The organism is Burkholderia mycopellens (assembly GCF_964265025.1).
Lineage (GTDB): Bacteria > Pseudomonadota > Gammaproteobacteria > Burkholderiales > Burkholderiaceae > Burkholderia.
Genome location: NZ_OZ183804.1, coordinates 979,490 through 996,959 on the forward strand (window position 1 = coordinate 979,490; position 17,470 = coordinate 996,959).

The following is a 17,470-nucleotide window of genomic DNA, read 5'->3' on the forward strand; positions in this document are numbered from 1 at the left end:
CTTCGTTCAATTGCCGGGCGCCAGGTCCGCGGCAAACCGGTTCGTATAACCGAGCGTACCGACCCCGCCGATCGAATTGCACGTCGACGATGCGGCGCCCGGCGGACAATCGACGTCACGGTCGAACGACCAGAAATGGACACCCACGAGACCGTTCTGTTTCACGAACTGCGCAACGGTGTCTGCATCCGCCGGCGTAAAGGTTTCGCCGCTCACATCGTTGCCGCCGATCATCGGCGTCAGCTCGATCTGGCTGTACGGCACGCCCCAGTGGTCGTGCAGGTTCATCGCCGCCTGGATCGCCGATTGCCCCATCTGGCAGGTGCCGTTCGCGACCACGCAGTTCCCCGCCCCGGCCGACCCATAGTCCATCGTCATCAGGTCGATGGTGTAGTTCTTCAGGCCGACCGCCTGGATCGCCTGCATGACCCAGTCGCCATACACGTTGAAGCTGTCGGGGGCGTTGGCCCCCCAGGAACTGGCTGTGGTCGCGCCCTGCTGGGAAGGCGCCAGTGTCGCCAGCGTGAAGCTGAAGCGCAGGCCGGGATAATTCTGCTGGGCGACCGCCACGCGCTGGACGAGATCGTTGATCACCTGTTGTGTCTGCCCGCCCTCGATATCGAAATCGATTCCGATCAGGTTGCTCGAGGCATAACGGTTGATGAAGGCCGCCATGCCCGCATCCGTCCCGCACGTGAACATGCCGGCCGCGCCGCCGGTGGAAATCACGTAATTCACATTGGCCGCGGTGAAAAGCGGCACATTGGCGGCCGCCATCGCGCCGCCGTCGACGCCCGCCCAGTTCTCGCTGCCGCATTCCCCGGTCGCAAACGCGAGCGTCAGCGTACGGACACCGGCCGGCAGCACCGACAGCACCGGGCTCATCTGGCCCGTGACGTTCGACGAGATGACGTTCGTGTTCCAGTTCATCGAAATCGTCGCGTCCTTGTACGGGCTGTAAACGAACGCCGGCGCCGTGCCGGTGGCCGCCGCGCCCGCCGCGGCGGCGCCGGTGCCGAAAGACGACCATGCCAACAGAAGCGCCAGCGCGCCCTTCAAGGTCGATCGCTGGATGATTCCGGATGGGTTGCTCTTCATGTTCATGTCCTCATCGTGTTTGACGCATTGCCGGCACCTGTCCTTCACGCAAACCATGCCGGGGAATATTTCAGGAAGACCCGCTCCACCCATGGGGGCGCAGCGGTAATCCGCCATGTGACATCGACAGCAAACGCCTGCACAATTGATACGGACTGCAAAATCAACATCGTGCTCGAATCAGCCTTTTGTTACGCGCCCGGTGACCAGGTCATGGACTTTCACCGCCGTGTAACCGCCTGCCGCGCCGCTCGCAAAATCAATGGAAGGGCTGTGCGTCAGCGCGCCGTTGACCTGGTTCCGCGCGTCAATCAACGGTTTGACGTACCCGTTGGGCGCCTTCCCGGACATGACGGATCAGTACCGCTGCCGCATGGCCCGGCACCGTCGCTCCAGGCATCCAAAGCAAGGCGAATGAAAGCGAAACGTCTTGTGGCATGGGGCCCGTTTCATTTCTCGAACCCTGCCCGTTCGTCATTCCAATCTGGTTCATGGTTTCCCCTTTCGATTGACAAAGCTCCGCCCAGGTCGAATTCAAAGGAAATCAACCTTACAAATTGTCACTTGAAGACAAATTTCGATATTGATTCTGTTTTTATATCGCCAACGGAAAACACCACGACTTCATTCAATGGTGGTGAAGCAGGTCATCCGTCACTTTCGCGCAAGACCGGATGTCCGGAACGACGCGGTGCACGCGGTATCGTGAAGTCGTCACGCCGGCCTGAGATGGCGCCGGCCCCACGATGGCGAACGCCGATATTTCGACGGCCAATGTAGTGATGCTTCAATCCTGCATCCGCACTTCGATTTGTTATACTACATAATCATCCGGCATCAACCCTGGAATCGACTATTTCCACTCATGTCGAAACCCGAAATATTCAAGCGATTGCATTGCCGGATTGAAATTGTCGCCATTCGATAATTCAAAAAGATATCTCGCGGTCGTCTGGCTTATTATTCAAATCGATGAAATTCAGGCGCTGCGATCGTGCTTCATCGGATTGGCGAACGGCTCGCCAGGACATCGTGGTTGCCGTTCTCATCCTTGATGCATCCACCTAAACCGGAGGCAGATCATGACCGTCAATGTCGCCGCCCAGGAGTCGGCCCGCACCGCCGAACTGGTTACCCGGGTGTACGCGAGGCTCCTGCTGGTCGGCTTCGCGCTGGCGCCTGCTTCCCTGATCGCCTACCTGTACGTGTTCCAGGATCCCTCGCTGACGTTCGAGAATCACACCTTTCACGAACTGGCGATCGCGATCGCCACGCTCGAGGGCGCGTTCGTCACCTATGTCTGCTGGCGCTGCTATCGCCTGTCGGGCGAGCCGTTGCTCCGCTGGCTCACGCTGGGCTTTCTGGGCTTTTCCCTCATCTATGCGTTGCATGGCTTGTTCACCGGCATGGCGCATCACAACATCTGGCTGTTCCTGCTGTACGGGCCGGCGTCGCGCCTGACCATGTCGATCCTGATCCTGGTCGGGCAGTTCACCTACAGTCACAAGGCCGACAGCGCAGCAACCCGCGCCGATCCCCGCATCTGGTTACCCTGGCTCGCGCTGTTCGCGCTCGTCGACGTCGCGGTCGCCGTGATCGCCTTCTCGCCGGTGGCCGGCCACCTGTGGGTACGCGTGTCGATGGAGGGCGGCGCGATGCTGCTCTCGGTCGCAAACGTCGTTGCGCTGGTCATGCGCCGCATCCGCTCGCCGCTGATGACGATCTACGGCATTTCGGTGACGTCATTCGCGTTCTCGTCGCTCGCCTTCATCCTCGGGCGGCCGTGGAATCACATGTGGTGGCTGGCGCATGCCATTTTTGCGGCCGGCTTCTTCCTGCTCAGTTTCGGCGTGGTGCAGGCCTTTCATACAACCCGTTCGTTTTCGAAGATCTACAGCCAGGAAGAACTGTTTGCCCGGTTGAGGGACGCGATGGCCAGGACGGAGCGCGCCCTGCAGGCGCTTCAACGGACCAACGAAAAACTCGAACACCTGGCAGCCACGGACCCGCTCACGGGCGCGACCAACCGGCGGCAATTCATCGAAAGCGTGGAAGCGGAAATCAACCGGGCCAAGCGCAACGGCGCGCCGTTCTCGCTGCTCGCGCTCGATCTCGACCACTTCAAGGCGATCAACGACAGTTACGGGCATCAGGCAGGCGATCAGGTATTGCAACGCTTCGTCGACAAATGCGCCGATGCGATCCGGCCGTATGATGGCGTCGCGCGGGTGGGCGGGGAGGAATTCATGGTGCTGCTTCCGCAAGCCGCGCTGGACACCGCACTGTCGATCGGCGAGCGCATCCGCACGGCGATCGCGGGCGCGCCGTTCGAAGCCGGCATCGGCGAACCGATCAAGGTCACCGTGAGCGTCGGCGCGTCCGAATTCGGCCGGGACGGCGAGACGATCGACGCGATCCTGCGCAAGGCCGACGAACGCCTGTACCGCGCGAAGCATCAAGGTCGCAACCAGGTGGTCGCCGGCTAGCCGGTTGCCGTATCGGCATCGTCCGCGTCGCCTCCGGCAGGCGTTCTTCGATTCATGACGCCCGGCCATCGCCGGGCGCGTCATGTCGCAGCAGGTTCAGAACGGGCTGCGTGTCGTATCGCCCTGGGTGAACGTCGCGTCGACGACCTGATAGAACGCCATCGCCGTATCCGCGACTTCCCAGACCGCAAGGATGACGTGGTAACCGCTACGCACCGGCAACCGACATTGGTGAATGGTCGGCTGCTGCGGCACCAGGTTCGCGTTCGGGTTCCAGTAGGGCTGGCCGGGATTCTGGATCGTGCAGAACGGCGTGGGCTCGAACTGCGCGCGCGTCAGCTTTTCCGACGGGTTCCAGTCGGCGCGTGTAATGAAGTAGTTCCAGCGCCGCGTCTTGTGCACCGCGCTGAATTCCCATTTGAAATTCTGCAACGCGCCCGGCCGCAGCGGGATCTTCTGCCAGCGGCCCGGCGACTGCTCGTTCAGCACGGGCAGCGGGCCATTCGTGCTGGCACCGGCGATTTCGCCGTCCATCGGTGGGGCGGCATTCTTCGCGTCGTCCGGCGCAAACGGATCGGATAGCCCGCTTTGCGTCGCGGGGAAGAACTTGCCGTTCTCCATCGCGTTCGCGTGCCAGGCGTCGACATGACAGTTCGGATTCTGGCCCTGCGTGCACAGCACGATGCGCGAAGGCGGTTCGGTCAAGCGGCCGTGCGCGTGCGCACCGGCCGCCGCAACCAGCAGCGCCGCGGCGGCCAACGAGCATGGCATCACGGAAGCAACGTATCTGCGGATGTTCTTTTTCATGAGCCCTCATGGCATTGATGTCGGAACGGATAGGCGCATATCGAGCCTGCAGCAAGATCCCTGGCAGAGAATCCTGTCGACGCGTCGACGCGCACATTGATCGGCAAAAGCGGCAGCCCAATGAAATCGCGGCAAGCGATGATCAATCGCCACGCTTTCTGACAAATCGCTTTCACCAAACCGAACCTTATCCGCAAAAATAGAAAAAATAAACGTCCCGCATGGATAGTTTTTTAATTTCAATCAAAGGCTTGAATCGTTTTTCATTTCAATATTTTATGGCTCAAGTTCGATTGCGATATTGAATAAACCGCCAATTCATTTAGAGAAGTTTTCATAAAAACGGGGGATTCCGCTGCACGGTGTTCCAGCAGATCAAGCAGCAGCCGAGTGTGAGGAAAGCGTCATGAATGTCGGCACGTCGCTCGAAACGGATACGGAGGCGCCGGAAGTGGTGCGACCGGGCATGCGTGCGCTCAACGACCCGGCGAACCTTTCCGAGGCCGCTGCCGTGAGGTTCCCCGCACCCGGCGATACGGGCTGGCGCTTGCCCCGCTCGCGCTGCCGTTCCTGATTCCCGTTCAGCCGGCGGCCGCCGCGCCGCAAGCCACGGTGACGCAGCGGGCCACGGAGCCGTTGCCCGAGTATCCGGGCAAGGAAGTCGAGATGATCGTCGTGAACTATCCGCCCGGCAGCGTCGATCCCGTGCATCGTCACAACGCACACGCATTCGTCTACGTGCTCGACGGCAGCATCGTGATGGGCCTGAACGGCGGGAAAACGGTCACGCTCCATGCCGGCGACACGTTTCATGAAGGCCCGGACGACGTGCACACGGTCGGACGAAACGCCAGCCGCACGGGTCCGGAAAAATTCATCGTGTTCCTGATCAATGACAAGGGCGTGCCGGTCCCGACACCGGTGAAGCAGCGCGATCGCGACCGGGGCCCGGCAACGCCGGGCCGCCTCCCCGCGTCAGCCAACGCGACGAATCGGGTGCACCGTCACGGCAAGCGCGTGAAGTAAGCGCGCGCCAGCGCAACCCAGTACCGGACACCAGCCGGAATGATGTCGTCGTTGAAGTCGTATTTCGGGTGATGGAGCCCCGGTGCGACGTCGCCGGCCGGCGCATTGCCGATCAGCACGTAAGCGCCGGGGCGCTCCTCCAGCATGAAGCCGAAGTCCTCGGAGGTCATGTTCGGCGGCACGTCGCGCTCAAGGCGTTCGTCGCCGAACGTCTCGCGTATCACCGCTTCGCACAGTGCGGTCTCGGCCGGCGTGTTGACCGTTGCCGGGTAGTACTGAAAGAATTCCACGTCGACGCGTGCGCCATGGGCGCTTGCCAGCCCCTCGCACATGAGCCGGACGTCGCGCTGCAACTGTTGCTGCAACGCGGACGACAGCGTGCGAATCGTCCCGCGCAGCTCGGCGCTGTCCGGAATGACGTTGTCCGTCGTTCCCGCATGGACCATGCAGACGGAAATGACGGCGGGATCCACCGGATCCTTGTGCCGCGCGGCGATGGTCTGGCACTGCAGCACCATCGAGCACACGAGCGGCACGGGATCGATACCCAGGTGCGGCTGCGCCGCATGCGCACCCTTGCCGGTTACCGTGATCCTGAAGCGCGAGCCCGCGGCCATGATCGGGCCGGTACGCAGTCCGAAGTGCCCGGCCGGCAAACCGGGCCAGTTGTGCATGCCGAATACCGCTTCCGTCGGGTATTGCTCGAACAGCCCGTCGTCGATCATCTTGCGCGCGCCCGCGCCCCCTTCTTCTCCGGGCTGAAACACGAAATGGACGGTGCCCGGCAGTTGCGGCAGGTCCTTCAGCACGCGCGCGGCGCCGAGCAACATGACGGTATGGCCGTCATGGCCGCACGCGTGCATGATCCCGTGCGTGCACGATGCATGCGCAAAGTCGTTGGCCTCCTGGATCGGCAACGCGTCCAGATCCGCGCGAAGCACGATGCCGCGGCCCGGGTCCGCACCGGGCAGGCTCGCCACGACGCCGGTGCCGCCGAGGCCGCGCGACACCGCATAGCCGAGCGCTTCCAGCTCGCGGGCGACGACGTCGGCCGTCCGGTGTTCTTCGAACCGCAGCTCGGGATGCGCATGCAGGTCGCGCCGCAGCTTCGCCCAGTGCGCGTGATGCGCGTGCAGCGACGTATCGGGAATGACGGGGTTTTCCAATTTCGGCACCTTCGGAAAGAAAACGGCTTCCATGCTGTCGCGCCACCGCGTTCGCACGCGGCGGCCGCGTCAGTCGTAATAGCCGACGATCGACTTGATCTCCATGTACTCTTCCATCCCTTCGATCCCGTACTCGCGACCGTTGCCCGACTGCTTGTACCCGCCGAACGGCGCCTGCGGGTCCCACGCCGGATAGTTCAGGTGCACCTGCCCCGACCGGATGCGCGTGGCCACCGCGCGCACGCCGTCCTTGTCGGCGCCCTGTACATGTGCGCCGAGCCCGTAGACCGTGTCGTTCGCGATGGCGATCGCCTCTTCCACGGTGTCGTACGGCAGGATGGCGAGGACCGGACCGAAGATCTCCTGCTGCGCGATCGTCATGTCGGGTCGCACATCGGAAAAGATCGTCGGCCGCGCGTAAAAGCCCTTGTCGAACCCCGCGGGCCTTCCGGGACCGCCGGCGATCAGCTTGGCCGCTTCGTCGATGCCTATGTCGATCATCTGCGCGACCCGGCCGAACTGCGCACGATTGGCCAGCGGCCCATGCGTCGTCGCGTCGTCGAACGGATCGCCGACGATCAGCTGCTGCGCGGCCGCGACGGCCAGATCCTCGACCGCGCCGAGCCGGTTGCGCGGCACGATCATGCGGGTCGGCGCGCTGCACGACTGGCCCATGTTCCGGAACGCGGCGGCCACGCCCGGCGGGATGGCCAGCGACAGGTCCGCATCCGGCAATACGAGGTTCGGCGACTTGCCGCCCAGCTCCTGCGCGACGCGCTTGACGGTCGGGGCCGCGGCTTGCGCCACCAGCACGCCGGCGCGCGTCGACCCCGTGATCGACACCATGTCGACCTGCGGGTGCGACGCGAGCGATGCGCCCACCTCCGTGCCGCTGCCGCTCACCAGGTTGAACACGCCGGCAGGCACGCCCGCATCGGCGATCACTTCCGCAAACAGCAACGCGCTGAGCGGCGACAGCTCGCTGGGCTTCAGCACCACGGTGCAGCCCGCCGCGAGCGCCGGGCCGACCTTCGCGGTGATTTGATAGATCGGCCAGTTCCACGGCGTGATCAGCGCGCAGACGCCGATCGGCTCGCGCGCGACCGCGGTGGTCCCCCGCCGAGTGACGAACGGGTAGCTCGCCAGGTTGTCGCGCGCGACCCGGATATGTTCCGCCGCAAGCGGCACATGCGCGCCGCGCGCATAGGCGATCGGCGCGCCCATCTCCATCGCGAGCGCCAGCGCGAACGACTCCGCACGCTCGAGGATCAGCGCATGAATGCGGTCGAGCAGCGCGGCGCGTTGCTGCGGCGACGTCGCGGCCCAGCGCTCGAACGCGTTGCGCGCGGCCTGCACCGCGCGATCGGCGTCGCGCGCGCTGCCGAGCGGAATGTCGCACAGCGTGTCTTCAGTGGACGGGCAGACCACGGCGAACCGGTCGCCGCCGTCGGGCAAGACCCAGTCTCCATCGATGAAGAAGCGGTCGAGCCTTCCGGCTTGCATCAGGTGACGAACAGGCGAATTCATTGCAGGGTGTCCTTCAGTCGGTACCACGCGCCCACGAACGGCAAAAACCACGGTTTGCCGAAGTGGCCAGGAATGGCGGGCCAGTCGAAATCGCTCCACGGGTTGAGATCGGCCCGCCCGTCCATGATCTCCGCCATCAGCGTGCCCATCAGCGTGGCCATGTGCGTGCCGTGGCCGCTATAGCCCATCGAGTAATACACGCCTTGTCGCTGGCCCGCGCGCGGCAGGCGGTTGGCCGTCATGTCGACCATGCCGCCCCAGCAATAGTCGATGCGCACGCCGGCCAGCTCGGGAAACACGGCGGCCATCTGCTGTCGCAGGATCAGCCCGCTCTTTTCGTCCGAGCGGGGGTTCGACGCCGCGAAACGCGCCCGCCCGCCGAACAGCATCCGGTTGTCGGGCGTGACGCGAAAGAAATTGACGAAGTGCTTCGTGTCGGTGACCATCCGGCGCGTCGGCAGCAACCGGTCGAGCAGGTCGCGCGGCAACGGCTCGGTGACGATGATGAACGCGCCGACCGGCACGATCCTGCGGCGGATCCAGCCGAACGGCCCCACCTGCGAGATGCCGCTCGCGAGCAGCACCTGGCGCGCACGGATCTCGCCGAGCGGCGTATGCACCGCGTATGCGCCGCCCGCCTCCCGCTTCAAGCCGAGCACCGGCGCATGCTCCAGGATGTGCGCGCCGCGCGCTTGCGCGGCACGCGCCAGCCCGCGCACATAGCGGCCGACGTGCATCCCGGCGCTCTTCTCGAAGATCAATCCGCCGTGATAACGGTTCGAGCCGATCTCGTCACGCAGTTGCGCCTTCGTCACCACACGCGTGTCGGGGTCCACGCTCGCGGCGAGCAGCGCCTGGCTTCGCACCAGCTTGTCGAAGTGCTCCGGCTTCGCCGCGAGCTTGAGCTTGCCGCGGCGTACGAAATCGCAGTCGATCGACTCTTCCCTGACCAGCCGCTCGACCGTGTCGACACCCGCATCGAACGCGCGATACAACCGGTTGGCCAGTTCGGTGCCGATGCGCTGCGACAGTGACGCGTAATCCTGCGCGAAGCCGTTGTTGCACATGCCGCCGTTGCGTCCCGACGCTGCCTGCCCCACGGTGCCCGCCTCGCAGACGACGACCCGCGCGCCTTTTTTCGACAGCGCCAGCGCAGCCGCCGAGCCCGTGATCCCGCCGCCCACCACGACCACGTCGCAACTTCCGTCAGGCAGCTCCGGCGAGCTGCCCACGAATGGCTCGGACGTATCGAGCCAGTAGGAACTGAAACGCATCACACACTCCAAAGCTGGCGCATCGGGCCGGACAGCCGGCGGGCGTTCGCCGCGCCGGTCCGGCAAGTCGCGCGATCCGAACCGAAACGCTTCGTTCAAACGCCGCTGCCTTCCGCGTGACGGCCGTCGCCTAGAAATCGGCGACCTTGCCCCATGCGGACGCGTCGAACCGGCCCGGCCGATACGGCAGCGGGTCCACGATCGGTTGCGCACCGGTGGCGAGATCCGCGATCAGGTGCCCCGCGCCGGGGCCGATGCCGAAACCGTGCCCGGAAAAGCCGGCAGCCAGGATCAACCCCGGCACGCCCGGCACTTCGCCGATCCCCGGAACGCCGTCCGGCGTGCTGTCGACGAAGCCAGCCCACGCATGCGTGATCGTTGCGTCGCGAAGCTCGGGCAGCAGCTCGACGGCGCGGCGGTAGGTTTCGGCGACCGTCGGCATATCGGGTTTCGGATCGAGGATGCGCACCTGCTCCATCGGGGTCGGCGCGTCGAGCCGCCACCGCTTCAGCGTTTCGTGTCCGCCGCGCACGCCCTCCAGGCCGCCCGGAAGCAGGTTGCGCCAGCGCTTGGCGAACATCGGCACGAACTGCGGGGCGAATCGCAGGAACTGCGGCGTCACGTCCACGCGCGCGCGGCCGCTGATGGCCAGTGCGTAGCGTCCGTCGCTGCGGCGCGTCACGGACACCCCCGACGTGTACATCGCATCGGGCAGCGGATGCTCGACCGGCGACACGCTCAGGATCGACTGACGGATCGACGCCTGCGGAAAGCGGATGCCGAGCTGGCGGCAGAACGACGACGCCCACGCGCCGCCGGCAAGCACGACCGTCCGGGTCTTGATCACGCCGGCTTCGGTGACGACTCCTGCGACACGCCCGCCCTCGAGTTCGATCCCGCGCGCCGCGCATTGCTGGTGCACGCTGCCGCCCAGCTTCATCAGTGCGGCCGCCACGGCCGGCGCGGCCTTCCCCGGGTCGGCCGTGCCGTCGGTCGGCGAGAACACGCCGCCCTTCCATGGCCGCCCGGTTGCGCGCCCGCGCTCGCCGGCCTGCTTGCTGTCGAGCATGTACGTCGTCACGCCCGCGGTCTTCGCGAAGTCGCCCCAGCTGGCCCAGCGGGACAGCTCGGCCTCGTCATTGCTCAGGTACAGCAACCCGCAGCGATGAAAGCCCGTGTCTTCGCCGGACTCGGCGGCGAATCGCTCCCACAGATCGATGCTCTTGCTGGCCATCGGCAACTCGCGCTCGTCGCGGTTCTGCTGCCGGCACCAGCCCCAGTTGCGGCTCGACTGCTCGGCACCGATCCGGCCCTTCTCGACCAGCGCGACCGACACCCCGCGCCGGGCCAGGTAGTACGCGGTAAAGACGCCGATGATTCCGCCGCCGATCACGACGACGTCGGCCGAAGCCGGCAGCGTGGGCGAAGTTTCTATTTGGCGCAGCGGAGGGGACATGTTCAGTCTCGTTCGGTGGATACGTGGACGTTCTGCACGACGTAGAATTTCGCCACGCGCTCGCGGCTTTCCCACCCGATCGGTGCGCCGCGCGGCACGAACAGCGCATCGCCGGCGCCGAGCGACAGCACGCTGCCGTCGGGCGCGGCGAACCGTACGCTGCCGGCCAGCAGGAACATGAACTCGTTCACGCGATGCGGGCGAACGATGCGGTGATAGGGCGTGGAATCCCACGTGCCCGCGCAGTACTCGGCGCCGTCGTCGATGAACACGTTGTCGCTGCGGCATTGCGGTGCGGGCCCGAGCAGCACCTCCGCCGGCAGCGACGACGACGGCTTGAAGTCCGCGTCGGCACTCAGCGGAAAGCATCCTCGCTTCGTCGGTTTCGCGCACGCGGCCGCGCAGAACATGAGAAGCACGCGCGATGCCGCGCTGACGCGAAGCGCCGTGCCGCCGCCGATGACGGCCCCCTCTCCCGGCCCGAGCACCAACGGGGCGGCCCCGTCCGCTTCGAGCGTCAGTTCGCCTTCGACCACGACGAGGGTTTCAATGTGCGGATAGCTCGAGACGTCGAACTCGCCAACGAAGCGAATCCGCCCCGCGGCCATCGAGTCGGGCCCTTCCCAAGCGATCTCGCGATGTCGCGCGAAAGGATCGCGCTCGCCGAACGCGCGCATGTCGAACGCGGCTGAAGAAGGGCTGCCGTCGGCACGGTGCAACACGAAAACTGCGCTCATTCCTGCTCCTGTACTGTGCGCGCGGGCCGGGTGGAAAACCGCCGCGCGATATCGGAAATCGTCGTTTGCCGGCGCGTCGGCCGGCAACCCGCGGGCGGGCACGCCGCCCTTGCACCTACGCGACGTGACACGACGCTTCGCGGTGTTCGGTCCGCGGGCGAATCGCCTGCACGCGGGCCGGTGCGCCATCCGTGCGCGCGACCATGTAGTCGCGCGGCGTGATCCCGAGCACGCGCCGGAAATGCCGGCACAGATGGCTCTGATCGAAGAAGCCGACCTCGGTCGCCACGACCGACGGCGCCAGGCCGGCCCGCAGCAGGTCCTGCGCCCGTCGCACCCGCACGAGGCACAGATACCGGTGCGGCGACAACCCGACTTCGCTGCGAAAGCGCGCGGTGAAACGCGACACGCTCAATCCGGCCACGGCCGCGAGCGTGTCGAGGTTCAGCGGCTGCGCAAACGACGCATCGATCGTGCGGAGCACGTCGCCGATTGCCGGCGAGAGCGGGCAAACGAATCGTGCGTTCATGTCGAATCCTCCCGGGTCACGCGTTTCAATGCAGGAAATCCTGCATCCGGTAATACGCGCCGACGATGGGCAGGAACCACGCATGCCCGAAATGGCCCGGCATCGCCGGCCAGTCGAGCTCGCGCCACGGGTTCGACGCGGCTGCCCCGTACAGCACGTCGGCCATCACGCGGCCCATGTCCACCGACATCTGCACACCGTGGCCGCTGTAGCCCATCGAGTAATAGAGTCCGTCGTGCTGGCCCGCGCGCGGCAGCCGGTCGGCGGTGATGTCGACCAGCCCGCCCCAGCAGTAATCGAGCCGCACGTCGGCCAGTTCCGGAAAATATCCGGCCATGCCCGCGCGCAGGACGTCGCCGCTTTTCGCGTCGGAGCGCGGGCTCGACATCGCAAAACGCGCGCGGCCGCCGTACAGCAGCCGGTTGTCGGGCGTCACGCGGAAGTAGTTGCCGATCTGGCGCGACGTCACGTACGCGCGGCGGTGCGGAAACAACCGGTTCAGTTGCGCGTCGGGCAGCGGCTCGGTGACGACGATGAAACTGCCGACCGGCGCGATGCGTCGCCGGAACCATGCGAACGGGCCGTGCTGCGACGCGCCGGTGGCGACCAGCACGCGGTCGGCGACGAGTGTGCCGCGCGCACAGGTGATCGCGTGCCGCTCGCCCCCGAGCCGTTCGAGCCGCGTGACGGCCGCCTGCTCGTAGATGCGCGCGCCGGCCCGCACCGCCGCCTGCGCGAGGCCGACGCCGAACTTGCCCATGTGCATCTGCACGCCGCGGCGCTGCAACAGCCCGCCGTGGAAACCGTCGGACGCGACTTCCTCGCGGATCCGCGCCGGCTCGATCAGTTCGATGTCCGGATCGACGTCCCGCCGCAATGCATCGAACGTCTTCGCGAGCCCCGCGAAATGCTGCGGCTTCGCGGCGAGCTTCAGCTTGCCCGCGCGCCGGAAATCGCAGTCGATCGCGTGCTCGGCCACGATCGTCTCGACGCTCTTCACGGCGTTTTCGTACGCGCGATAGAACTGCTTGGCGGGTTCGGCGCCGATTCGCGCGGCCAGCGACGCGTAGTCCTGCGCCACGCCGGTGTTGCACTGGCCGCCGTTGCGGCCCGACGCTTCGCCTGCGATCTGCGCGGCTTCGAGCACGACCACCGAGACGCCGCGCTGCGCCAGCGCAAGCGCCGCGGACAGGCCGGTGAAGCCGCCGCCGATCACGGCCACGTCGGCGCGCCCTTCAACGGGCCCCTCGCAGCCGGCGCGAAACGCGGGGCGGGTATCCAGCCAGTACGATTCGAATTTCATCGGATCCTTCTCGAGCATTCGGCACCGACGATCGGCGACCGTCCGTTGCAAGCCATTTAATCACCATCGAAAAGCGCAGTTGCCGCGTATTCACGCATGGCGCGCGCACGATTCACCGTTTTGCACGACCGCCGCAGCACACTATGCGGAAGGCCGCTCGCCGGGCGCGGCGCACGCGATGCATGGGCGCCGCCGCGCGTTACAGGCGCACCGGCTGCACCGGCGCGTCCGCCCCGGCCGGCTCGGCCTGGAAGCGCGCGAGATCGTCCTCGCTGCGATGGCACAGCACCTGCGCGCCGTTCCCGAGCGTGCGCAGGACCGGCGCCGTGCGATTGCACACACCGTCCACCCGCATCGCGCAGCGCGACAGGAACGGGCACAGCTCCGCATCGTCCGCGCTCGCACCGATCGGCACGAGCGGCCGATGGCAACGCTCGGCCGCACCGTCGAGCCAGCCCGCGCGCAGTTCCGGCGCGGACGACACGAGCAGGTGCGAATACGGGTGATAGGGCGGCGCGCACAGCGCATCGCGGCTGCCGGTCTCGACCCGCCGGCCCGCGTACAGCACGACGATCTCGTCGCTGATCGCGCGCACCTTCGCGATGTCGTGCGTGATGAATATGTACGACACGCCGAGCTTCGCCTGCAGGTCGCGCAACAGGTCCATGATCGCGGCGCCCACCACCGTGTCGAGCGCCGACGTGACCTCGTCGCACAGGATCAGGTCGGGCTCGGCCGCGAGCGCGCGCGCGAGGTTCACGCGCTGCTTCTGGCCGCCGGACAGCTCGCCGGTGCGCCGCGCGGCGACCGTCTGCGGCAGCCGCACGAGTTCGAGCAGTTCCGCGACGCGCTGCCGCGCACGCGCCCCCTTGATCCCGTGATAGAACGCGAGCGGCCGCGCCAGCGTGCGCTCGACGGTATGCACCGGGTTGAGCGCGGTATCGGCGTTCTGGAACACGATCTGCACACGGCGGTGCTGCTCCTTGGTGCGCTTGCCGATATCGCGCGCGAGCGGCTCGCCGTCGAGCAGGATCTCGCCGCCCGTCGCCGGCACGAGGCCCGCGATCACCTTCGCGAGCGTCGTCTTGCCGGAGCCGGATTCGCCGATCACGCCGACCGTCTGCCCGCGCCCGATGCGCAGGTCGACTTCGTGCAGGATCACCTTCGCGGGCCAGCCCTTCGCGGTCCGGCCGCCATAGCCGGCGATCGCGCCGCGCAGGTCGAGCAGGTGCGCCGGCGCGGCGGGCGCCGCTTTCGCATCGTGCCCGGCATCGTCCGGCGTGACCGCCGCGATCAGGCTCTGCGTGTACGGGTGCGTCGGCGCATGCAGGATCTGTTCGGTCTCGCCCGCCTCGCGGATCACGCCGTCGCTCAGCACGACGATCCGGTCGGCCATCTGCGCGACGACCGCGAGATCGTGCGACACGTAGACCGCGCTCATCCCGTAGCGCCGGATCACGCTCTTGAAGGCCTGCAGCACGTCGATCTGCGTGGTCACGTCGAGCGCCGTGGTCGGTTCGTCGAGGATCACCAGCTCCGGATCGGTGATCAGCGCCATCGCGGCCATGAGCCGCTGCAACTGGCCGCCCGACACCTGGTGCGGATAGCGCCTGCCGATCGTCTCCGGCTCCGGCAGCGCGAGCGCGCGGAACAGCTCGACCGCCTTCGCTTGCGCGTCGCGCTTCGTCAGCGTCTTGTGGATCAGCGCGCTCTCGATCACCTGGTCGAGGATCGTGCGCGACGGATTGAATGCGGCAGCGGCGCTCTGCGCGATGTACGCGACCCTGCGGCCGCGCAGCGCGGCCAATGCAGGGGCGGACAACGTGCAGACGTCGGTGCCGCCGAGCTTCACGGAGCCGCCGGCGATCCGGCAGCCGGCGCGCGCATGGCCCATCAGCGACAGCGCGATCGTCGTCTTGCCCGACCCGGATTCGCCGATCAGCGCGAGCACTTCGCCGCGCCGGATCTCGAAGTCGACGCCGTGGACGATCGTCGTTTCCTCGCCGCCCGGCCGGCCGCCGACCACACGCAGCCCGCGCACCTCGACGAGCAGGTTCGATTCGTGTTGCATCAGTGCCCTCCCGCGGCGCCCGCAGCGCCCTTGCGGCGGCCGCGATGCGGCAGGCCGTCGATCAACAGGTTCACGCCCACCGTCAGGATCGCGATCGCGACCGCGGGCATGATCGCGACGGCCGAGCCGTCGCCGAGGCTCGCGATGTTCTCGCGCACGAGCGAGCCGAGATCCGCGTAAGGCGGCTGCACGCCGAGCCCCAGAAAGCTGAGGCCGCTCAGCAATAGCACGACGAACGTGAAGCGCAGCCCGGTGTCGGCGAGCATCGGGTGAATCATGTTCGGCAGCATCTCGACGCACGCGATGTACAGCGCGCTTTCGCCGCGCGCCCGCGCGACCTGGACGAATTCGAGCGTGCTGATGTTGACGGCCAGCGCGCGCGCGATCCGGTACGAGCCGGGCATGTAGCTGACCGCGGCGGTGAGGACCAGCAGCGGCAGCGACGAACCGAACGCGGCGACGAACATCAGCGCGAACATCTTCGACGGAATCGATGTGAGCGCATCGAGCAGCCGGCTCATCGTCTCGTCGACCGCGCGGCCCGACACGGTCGCGAGCAGCCCGAGCGTCGTGCCGGTCAGCGCGGCGAGCAACACGGCCGCGAGCGCGAGCAGCACGGTCAGCCGCGTGCCGTACAGGATCCGGCTCAGCATGTCGCGGCCGAGGAAATCCGAGCCGAACGGCAGCTTCGCGCCGAACGGCGCGAACACGTCCTGCGTGACGATCGTGCCGACGTCGTGCGGCGCGAGCAGCGGTGCGAACACCGCGATGAACAGCATCAGGCCGACCATCGACAGGCCGACGCGACCGCCGGCCGTCAGCTTCATGCGCGCGGCGCGGCGCTTGCGCGGCCGATCGGGGGCGGGCGCGGCGGGCGGCGGCGAGCCGCCCCACGGTGGGCGCTGCTCGCCGGACGGCGGCAGCGCGCTGCTGCGTTGAACGGGTTCGGTCGGTTGCATGGGCGGCATCTCGGTAGAAGGACGGCAACCTGTCAGGTGCGCAGTCGCGGGTTCGACACGATCGAGCACAGGTCGGCAAACAGCACGAGCGTCAGGTACGCGACGCAGAAGATCAGCGTGCACGCCTGGATCAGCGGGAAATCGCGGTTGCCGACGGCATCGACCATCAGGCTCGCGAGGCCCGGATAGTTGAAGATCGTCTCGACGACGATCACGCCGCCGAGCAGATACGACAGGCTCAACGCGACCGCGTTGGCGATCGGCCCGATCGCGTTCGGCAGCGCATGGCGCAGCACGACGCGCGCGGGGCTCGCCCCCTTGAGCACGGCCATTTCGACATACGACGCGCTCAGCTGCTCGATCACCGCGGCGCGCGTCATGCGCGCCATCTGCGCGATCACGACCGCGCACAGCGTCAGCACCGGCATCGCATACGCGCGCAGGAAGTCGTGCACGCTGTCGATCGGGCCGCTGTACGACAGCGCGGACAGCCAGTGCAGCTTCACGGCCAGCACGAGCACCGCGACCGTCGCGATCAGGAACTCCGGCGTCGCGACGAGCGACAGCGTGCCGAGGCTGATCACGCGATCGATCGCCGACTCGCGCTTGACCGCCGCGAGGATCCCGAGCAGCAGCGCGATCGGCACCGACACGGCCGTCGTGATCGCCGCGAGCGCGAGCGACTTCGGCAGGCGCCCGCCGATCATTTCGGATACCGGCATGTCGCCGGACAGCGAACGGCCGAAATCGCCGTGCAGCAGCCCCGCGAGCCAGTGCAGGTAGCGCACGTGGGCCGGCATGTCGAGGCCGAACTGCTGACGCAGCGCGGCGACCGTCTCCGGCGTCGCCGACTGGCCGAGCGCGGCCTGTGCGGCGTCGCCCGGCAGCAGGTTCGTGATCGTGAAGATGATCGCGGACACGATCAGCAGCGTCAGCGCGGTCACCGCGATGCGCCGGCCGATCAGCCCGAGCAGGATTCGGTTCATGGAGCGGCACTCCCGAAAAGGCCGCGCGCAGCCGGCGCGGTTTCC

The 17,470-nt window shown here is 66.8% G+C and carries 14 protein-coding genes and 2 pseudogenes; 2 read left to right on the top strand and 14 right to left on the bottom strand.

The genetic code is table 11. From position 1 onward, the window contains the following. Positions 1-6 precede the first annotated feature (6 nt). Positions 7-1,215: a chitinase gene (locus ACPTTC_RS38430; protein ID WP_423396460.1), complete on the bottom strand. Its 1,209-nt coding sequence runs from the start codon at positions 1,213-1,215 to the stop codon at positions 7-9. 63 nt (positions 1,216-1,278) lie between these two features. Next, a complete protein-coding gene (locus ACPTTC_RS38435; RefSeq protein ID WP_423396461.1) occupies positions 1,279-1,449 on the bottom strand; it encodes a hypothetical protein in 171 nt (56 codons plus the stop codon). A 731-nt stretch (positions 1,450-2,180) separates the two neighbouring features. Between ACPTTC_RS38435 and ACPTTC_RS38440 the strand changes: the two genes are divergently transcribed. Beyond that, entirely contained in the window at positions 2,181-3,584 is a 1,404-nt protein-coding gene (locus ACPTTC_RS38440) for a GGDEF domain-containing protein (protein WP_423396462.1), read from the top strand. Between the two features lie 96 nt (positions 3,585-3,680). Here the strand turns inward: ACPTTC_RS38440 and ACPTTC_RS38445 are convergent, their stop codons facing one another. Together ACPTTC_RS38445 and ACPTTC_RS38450 are read right to left on the bottom strand one after the other, a co-directional pair. Further along, positions 3,681-4,355, bottom strand: coding sequence for a lytic polysaccharide monooxygenase auxiliary activity family 9 protein (locus ACPTTC_RS38445; protein ID WP_423396584.1), 675 nt, complete (start codon positions 4,353-4,355; stop codon positions 3,681-3,683). A gap of 370 nt (positions 4,356-4,725) precedes the next feature. Beyond that, positions 4,726-4,905: pseudogene (locus tag ACPTTC_RS38450) on the bottom strand (IS5/IS1182 family transposase); the annotation flags it as partial. A 26-nt stretch (positions 4,906-4,931) separates the two neighbouring features. On the opposite strand from ACPTTC_RS38450, the pseudogene ACPTTC_RS38455 reads away from it, so the two are divergent. Then, positions 4,932-5,318 (top strand): annotated as a pseudogene (locus ACPTTC_RS38455) (cupin domain-containing protein); the annotation flags it as partial. Positions 5,319-5,395: 77 nt separating this feature from the next. Here ACPTTC_RS38455 and ACPTTC_RS38460 read toward each other — a convergent pair. The 10 genes from ACPTTC_RS38460 to ACPTTC_RS38505 all read right to left on the bottom strand — a co-directional run bounded on the left by ACPTTC_RS38460 (position 5,396) and on the right by ACPTTC_RS38505 (position 17,425). Then, entirely contained in the window at positions 5,396-6,583 is a 1,188-nt protein-coding gene (locus tag ACPTTC_RS38460) for a M20 aminoacylase family protein (RefSeq protein ID WP_423396585.1), read from the bottom strand. Between the two features lie 69 nt (positions 6,584-6,652). Next, entirely contained in the window at positions 6,653-8,110 is a 1,458-nt protein-coding gene (locus ACPTTC_RS38465) for an aldehyde dehydrogenase family protein (protein WP_423396463.1), read from the bottom strand. Beyond that, positions 8,107-9,384, bottom strand: a complete 1,278-nt coding sequence (locus ACPTTC_RS38470) for an NAD(P)/FAD-dependent oxidoreductase (protein ID WP_423396464.1) — start codon at positions 9,382-9,384, stop codon at positions 8,107-8,109. The genes ACPTTC_RS38465 and ACPTTC_RS38470 overlap by 4 nt, the downstream gene beginning before the upstream one ends. Positions 9,385-9,514: 130 nt before the next feature. Continuing rightward, positions 9,515-10,840 carry an NAD(P)/FAD-dependent oxidoreductase gene (locus tag ACPTTC_RS38475; RefSeq protein ID WP_226199842.1) on the bottom strand — a complete coding sequence of 442 codons (1,326 nt, stop codon included), beginning with the start codon at positions 10,838-10,840 and terminating at the stop codon, positions 9,515-9,517. A gap of 2 nt (positions 10,841-10,842) precedes the next feature. Then, positions 10,843-11,577 (bottom strand): cupin domain-containing protein, encoded by a 735-nt coding sequence (locus ACPTTC_RS38480; RefSeq protein ID WP_423396586.1) that lies wholly within the window; start codon positions 11,575-11,577, stop codon positions 10,843-10,845. Between the two features lie 115 nt (positions 11,578-11,692). Next, complete coding sequence (locus ACPTTC_RS38485) at positions 11,693-12,106, bottom strand: helix-turn-helix domain-containing protein (RefSeq protein WP_423396465.1); 414 nt, start codon at positions 12,104-12,106, stop codon at positions 11,693-11,695. Between the two features lie 25 nt (positions 12,107-12,131). Continuing rightward, positions 12,132-13,409 carry an NAD(P)/FAD-dependent oxidoreductase gene (locus tag ACPTTC_RS38490; protein WP_423396466.1) on the bottom strand — a complete coding sequence of 426 codons (1,278 nt, stop codon included), beginning with the start codon at positions 13,407-13,409 and terminating at the stop codon, positions 12,132-12,134. Between the two features lie 199 nt (positions 13,410-13,608). Continuing rightward, on the bottom strand, positions 13,609-15,480 hold the full coding sequence (locus tag ACPTTC_RS38495) for an ABC transporter ATP-binding protein (RefSeq protein ID WP_423396467.1): 1,872 nt from the start codon (positions 15,478-15,480) through the stop codon (positions 13,609-13,611). Further along, a complete protein-coding gene (locus ACPTTC_RS38500) occupies positions 15,480-16,439 on the bottom strand; it encodes an ABC transporter permease (RefSeq protein ID WP_423396468.1) in 960 nt (319 codons plus the stop codon). The genes ACPTTC_RS38495 and ACPTTC_RS38500 overlap by 1 nt, the downstream gene beginning before the upstream one ends. Positions 16,440-16,471: 32 nt before the next feature. Then, the gene (locus tag ACPTTC_RS38505) at positions 16,472-17,425 is read right to left on the bottom strand and encodes an ABC transporter permease (protein ID WP_423396469.1); all 954 of its coding nucleotides are present in this window, start codon (positions 17,423-17,425) and stop codon (positions 16,472-16,474) included. Between the last annotated feature and the right edge of the window lie 45 nt (positions 17,426-17,470).

Coding starts and splice junctions, on each gene's coding strand:
- ACPTTC_RS38430 (WP_423396460.1), bottom strand. CDS start 1,215: ATGGCGGATTACCGCTGCGCCCCCATGGGTGGAGCGGGTCTTCCTGAA.
- ACPTTC_RS38435 (WP_423396461.1), bottom strand. CDS start 1,449: ATGTCCGGGAAGGCGCCCAACGGGTACGTCAAACCGTTGATTGACGCG.
- ACPTTC_RS38440 (WP_423396462.1), top strand. CDS start 2,181: ATGACCGTCAATGTCGCCGCCCAGGAGTCGGCCCGCACCGCCGAACTG.
- ACPTTC_RS38445 (WP_423396584.1), bottom strand. CDS start 4,355: ATGCCATGCTCGTTGGCCGCCGCGGCGCTGCTGGTTGCGGCGGCCGGT.
- ACPTTC_RS38465 (WP_423396463.1), bottom strand. CDS start 8,110: ATGAATTCGCCTGTTCGTCACCTGATGCAAGCCGGAAGGCTCGACCGC.
- ACPTTC_RS38470 (WP_423396464.1), bottom strand. CDS start 9,384: ATGCGTTTCAGTTCCTACTGGCTCGATACGTCCGAGCCATTCGTGGGC.
- ACPTTC_RS38475 (WP_226199842.1), bottom strand. CDS start 10,840: ATGTCCCCTCCGCTGCGCCAAATAGAAACTTCGCCCACGCTGCCGGCT.
- ACPTTC_RS38480 (WP_423396586.1), bottom strand. CDS start 11,577: ATGAGCGCAGTTTTCGTGTTGCACCGTGCCGACGGCAGCCCTTCTTCA.
- ACPTTC_RS38485 (WP_423396465.1), bottom strand. CDS start 12,106: ATGAACGCACGATTCGTTTGCCCGCTCTCGCCGGCAATCGGCGACGTG.
- ACPTTC_RS38490 (WP_423396466.1), bottom strand. CDS start 13,409: ATGAAATTCGAATCGTACTGGCTGGATACCCGCCCCGCGTTTCGCGCC.
- ACPTTC_RS38495 (WP_423396467.1), bottom strand. CDS start 15,480: ATGCAACACGAATCGAACCTGCTCGTCGAGGTGCGCGGGCTGCGTGTG.
- ACPTTC_RS38500 (WP_423396468.1), bottom strand. CDS start 16,439: ATGCAACCGACCGAACCCGTTCAACGCAGCAGCGCGCTGCCGCCGTCC.
- ACPTTC_RS38505 (WP_423396469.1), bottom strand. CDS start 17,425: ATGAACCGAATCCTGCTCGGGCTGATCGGCCGGCGCATCGCGGTGACC.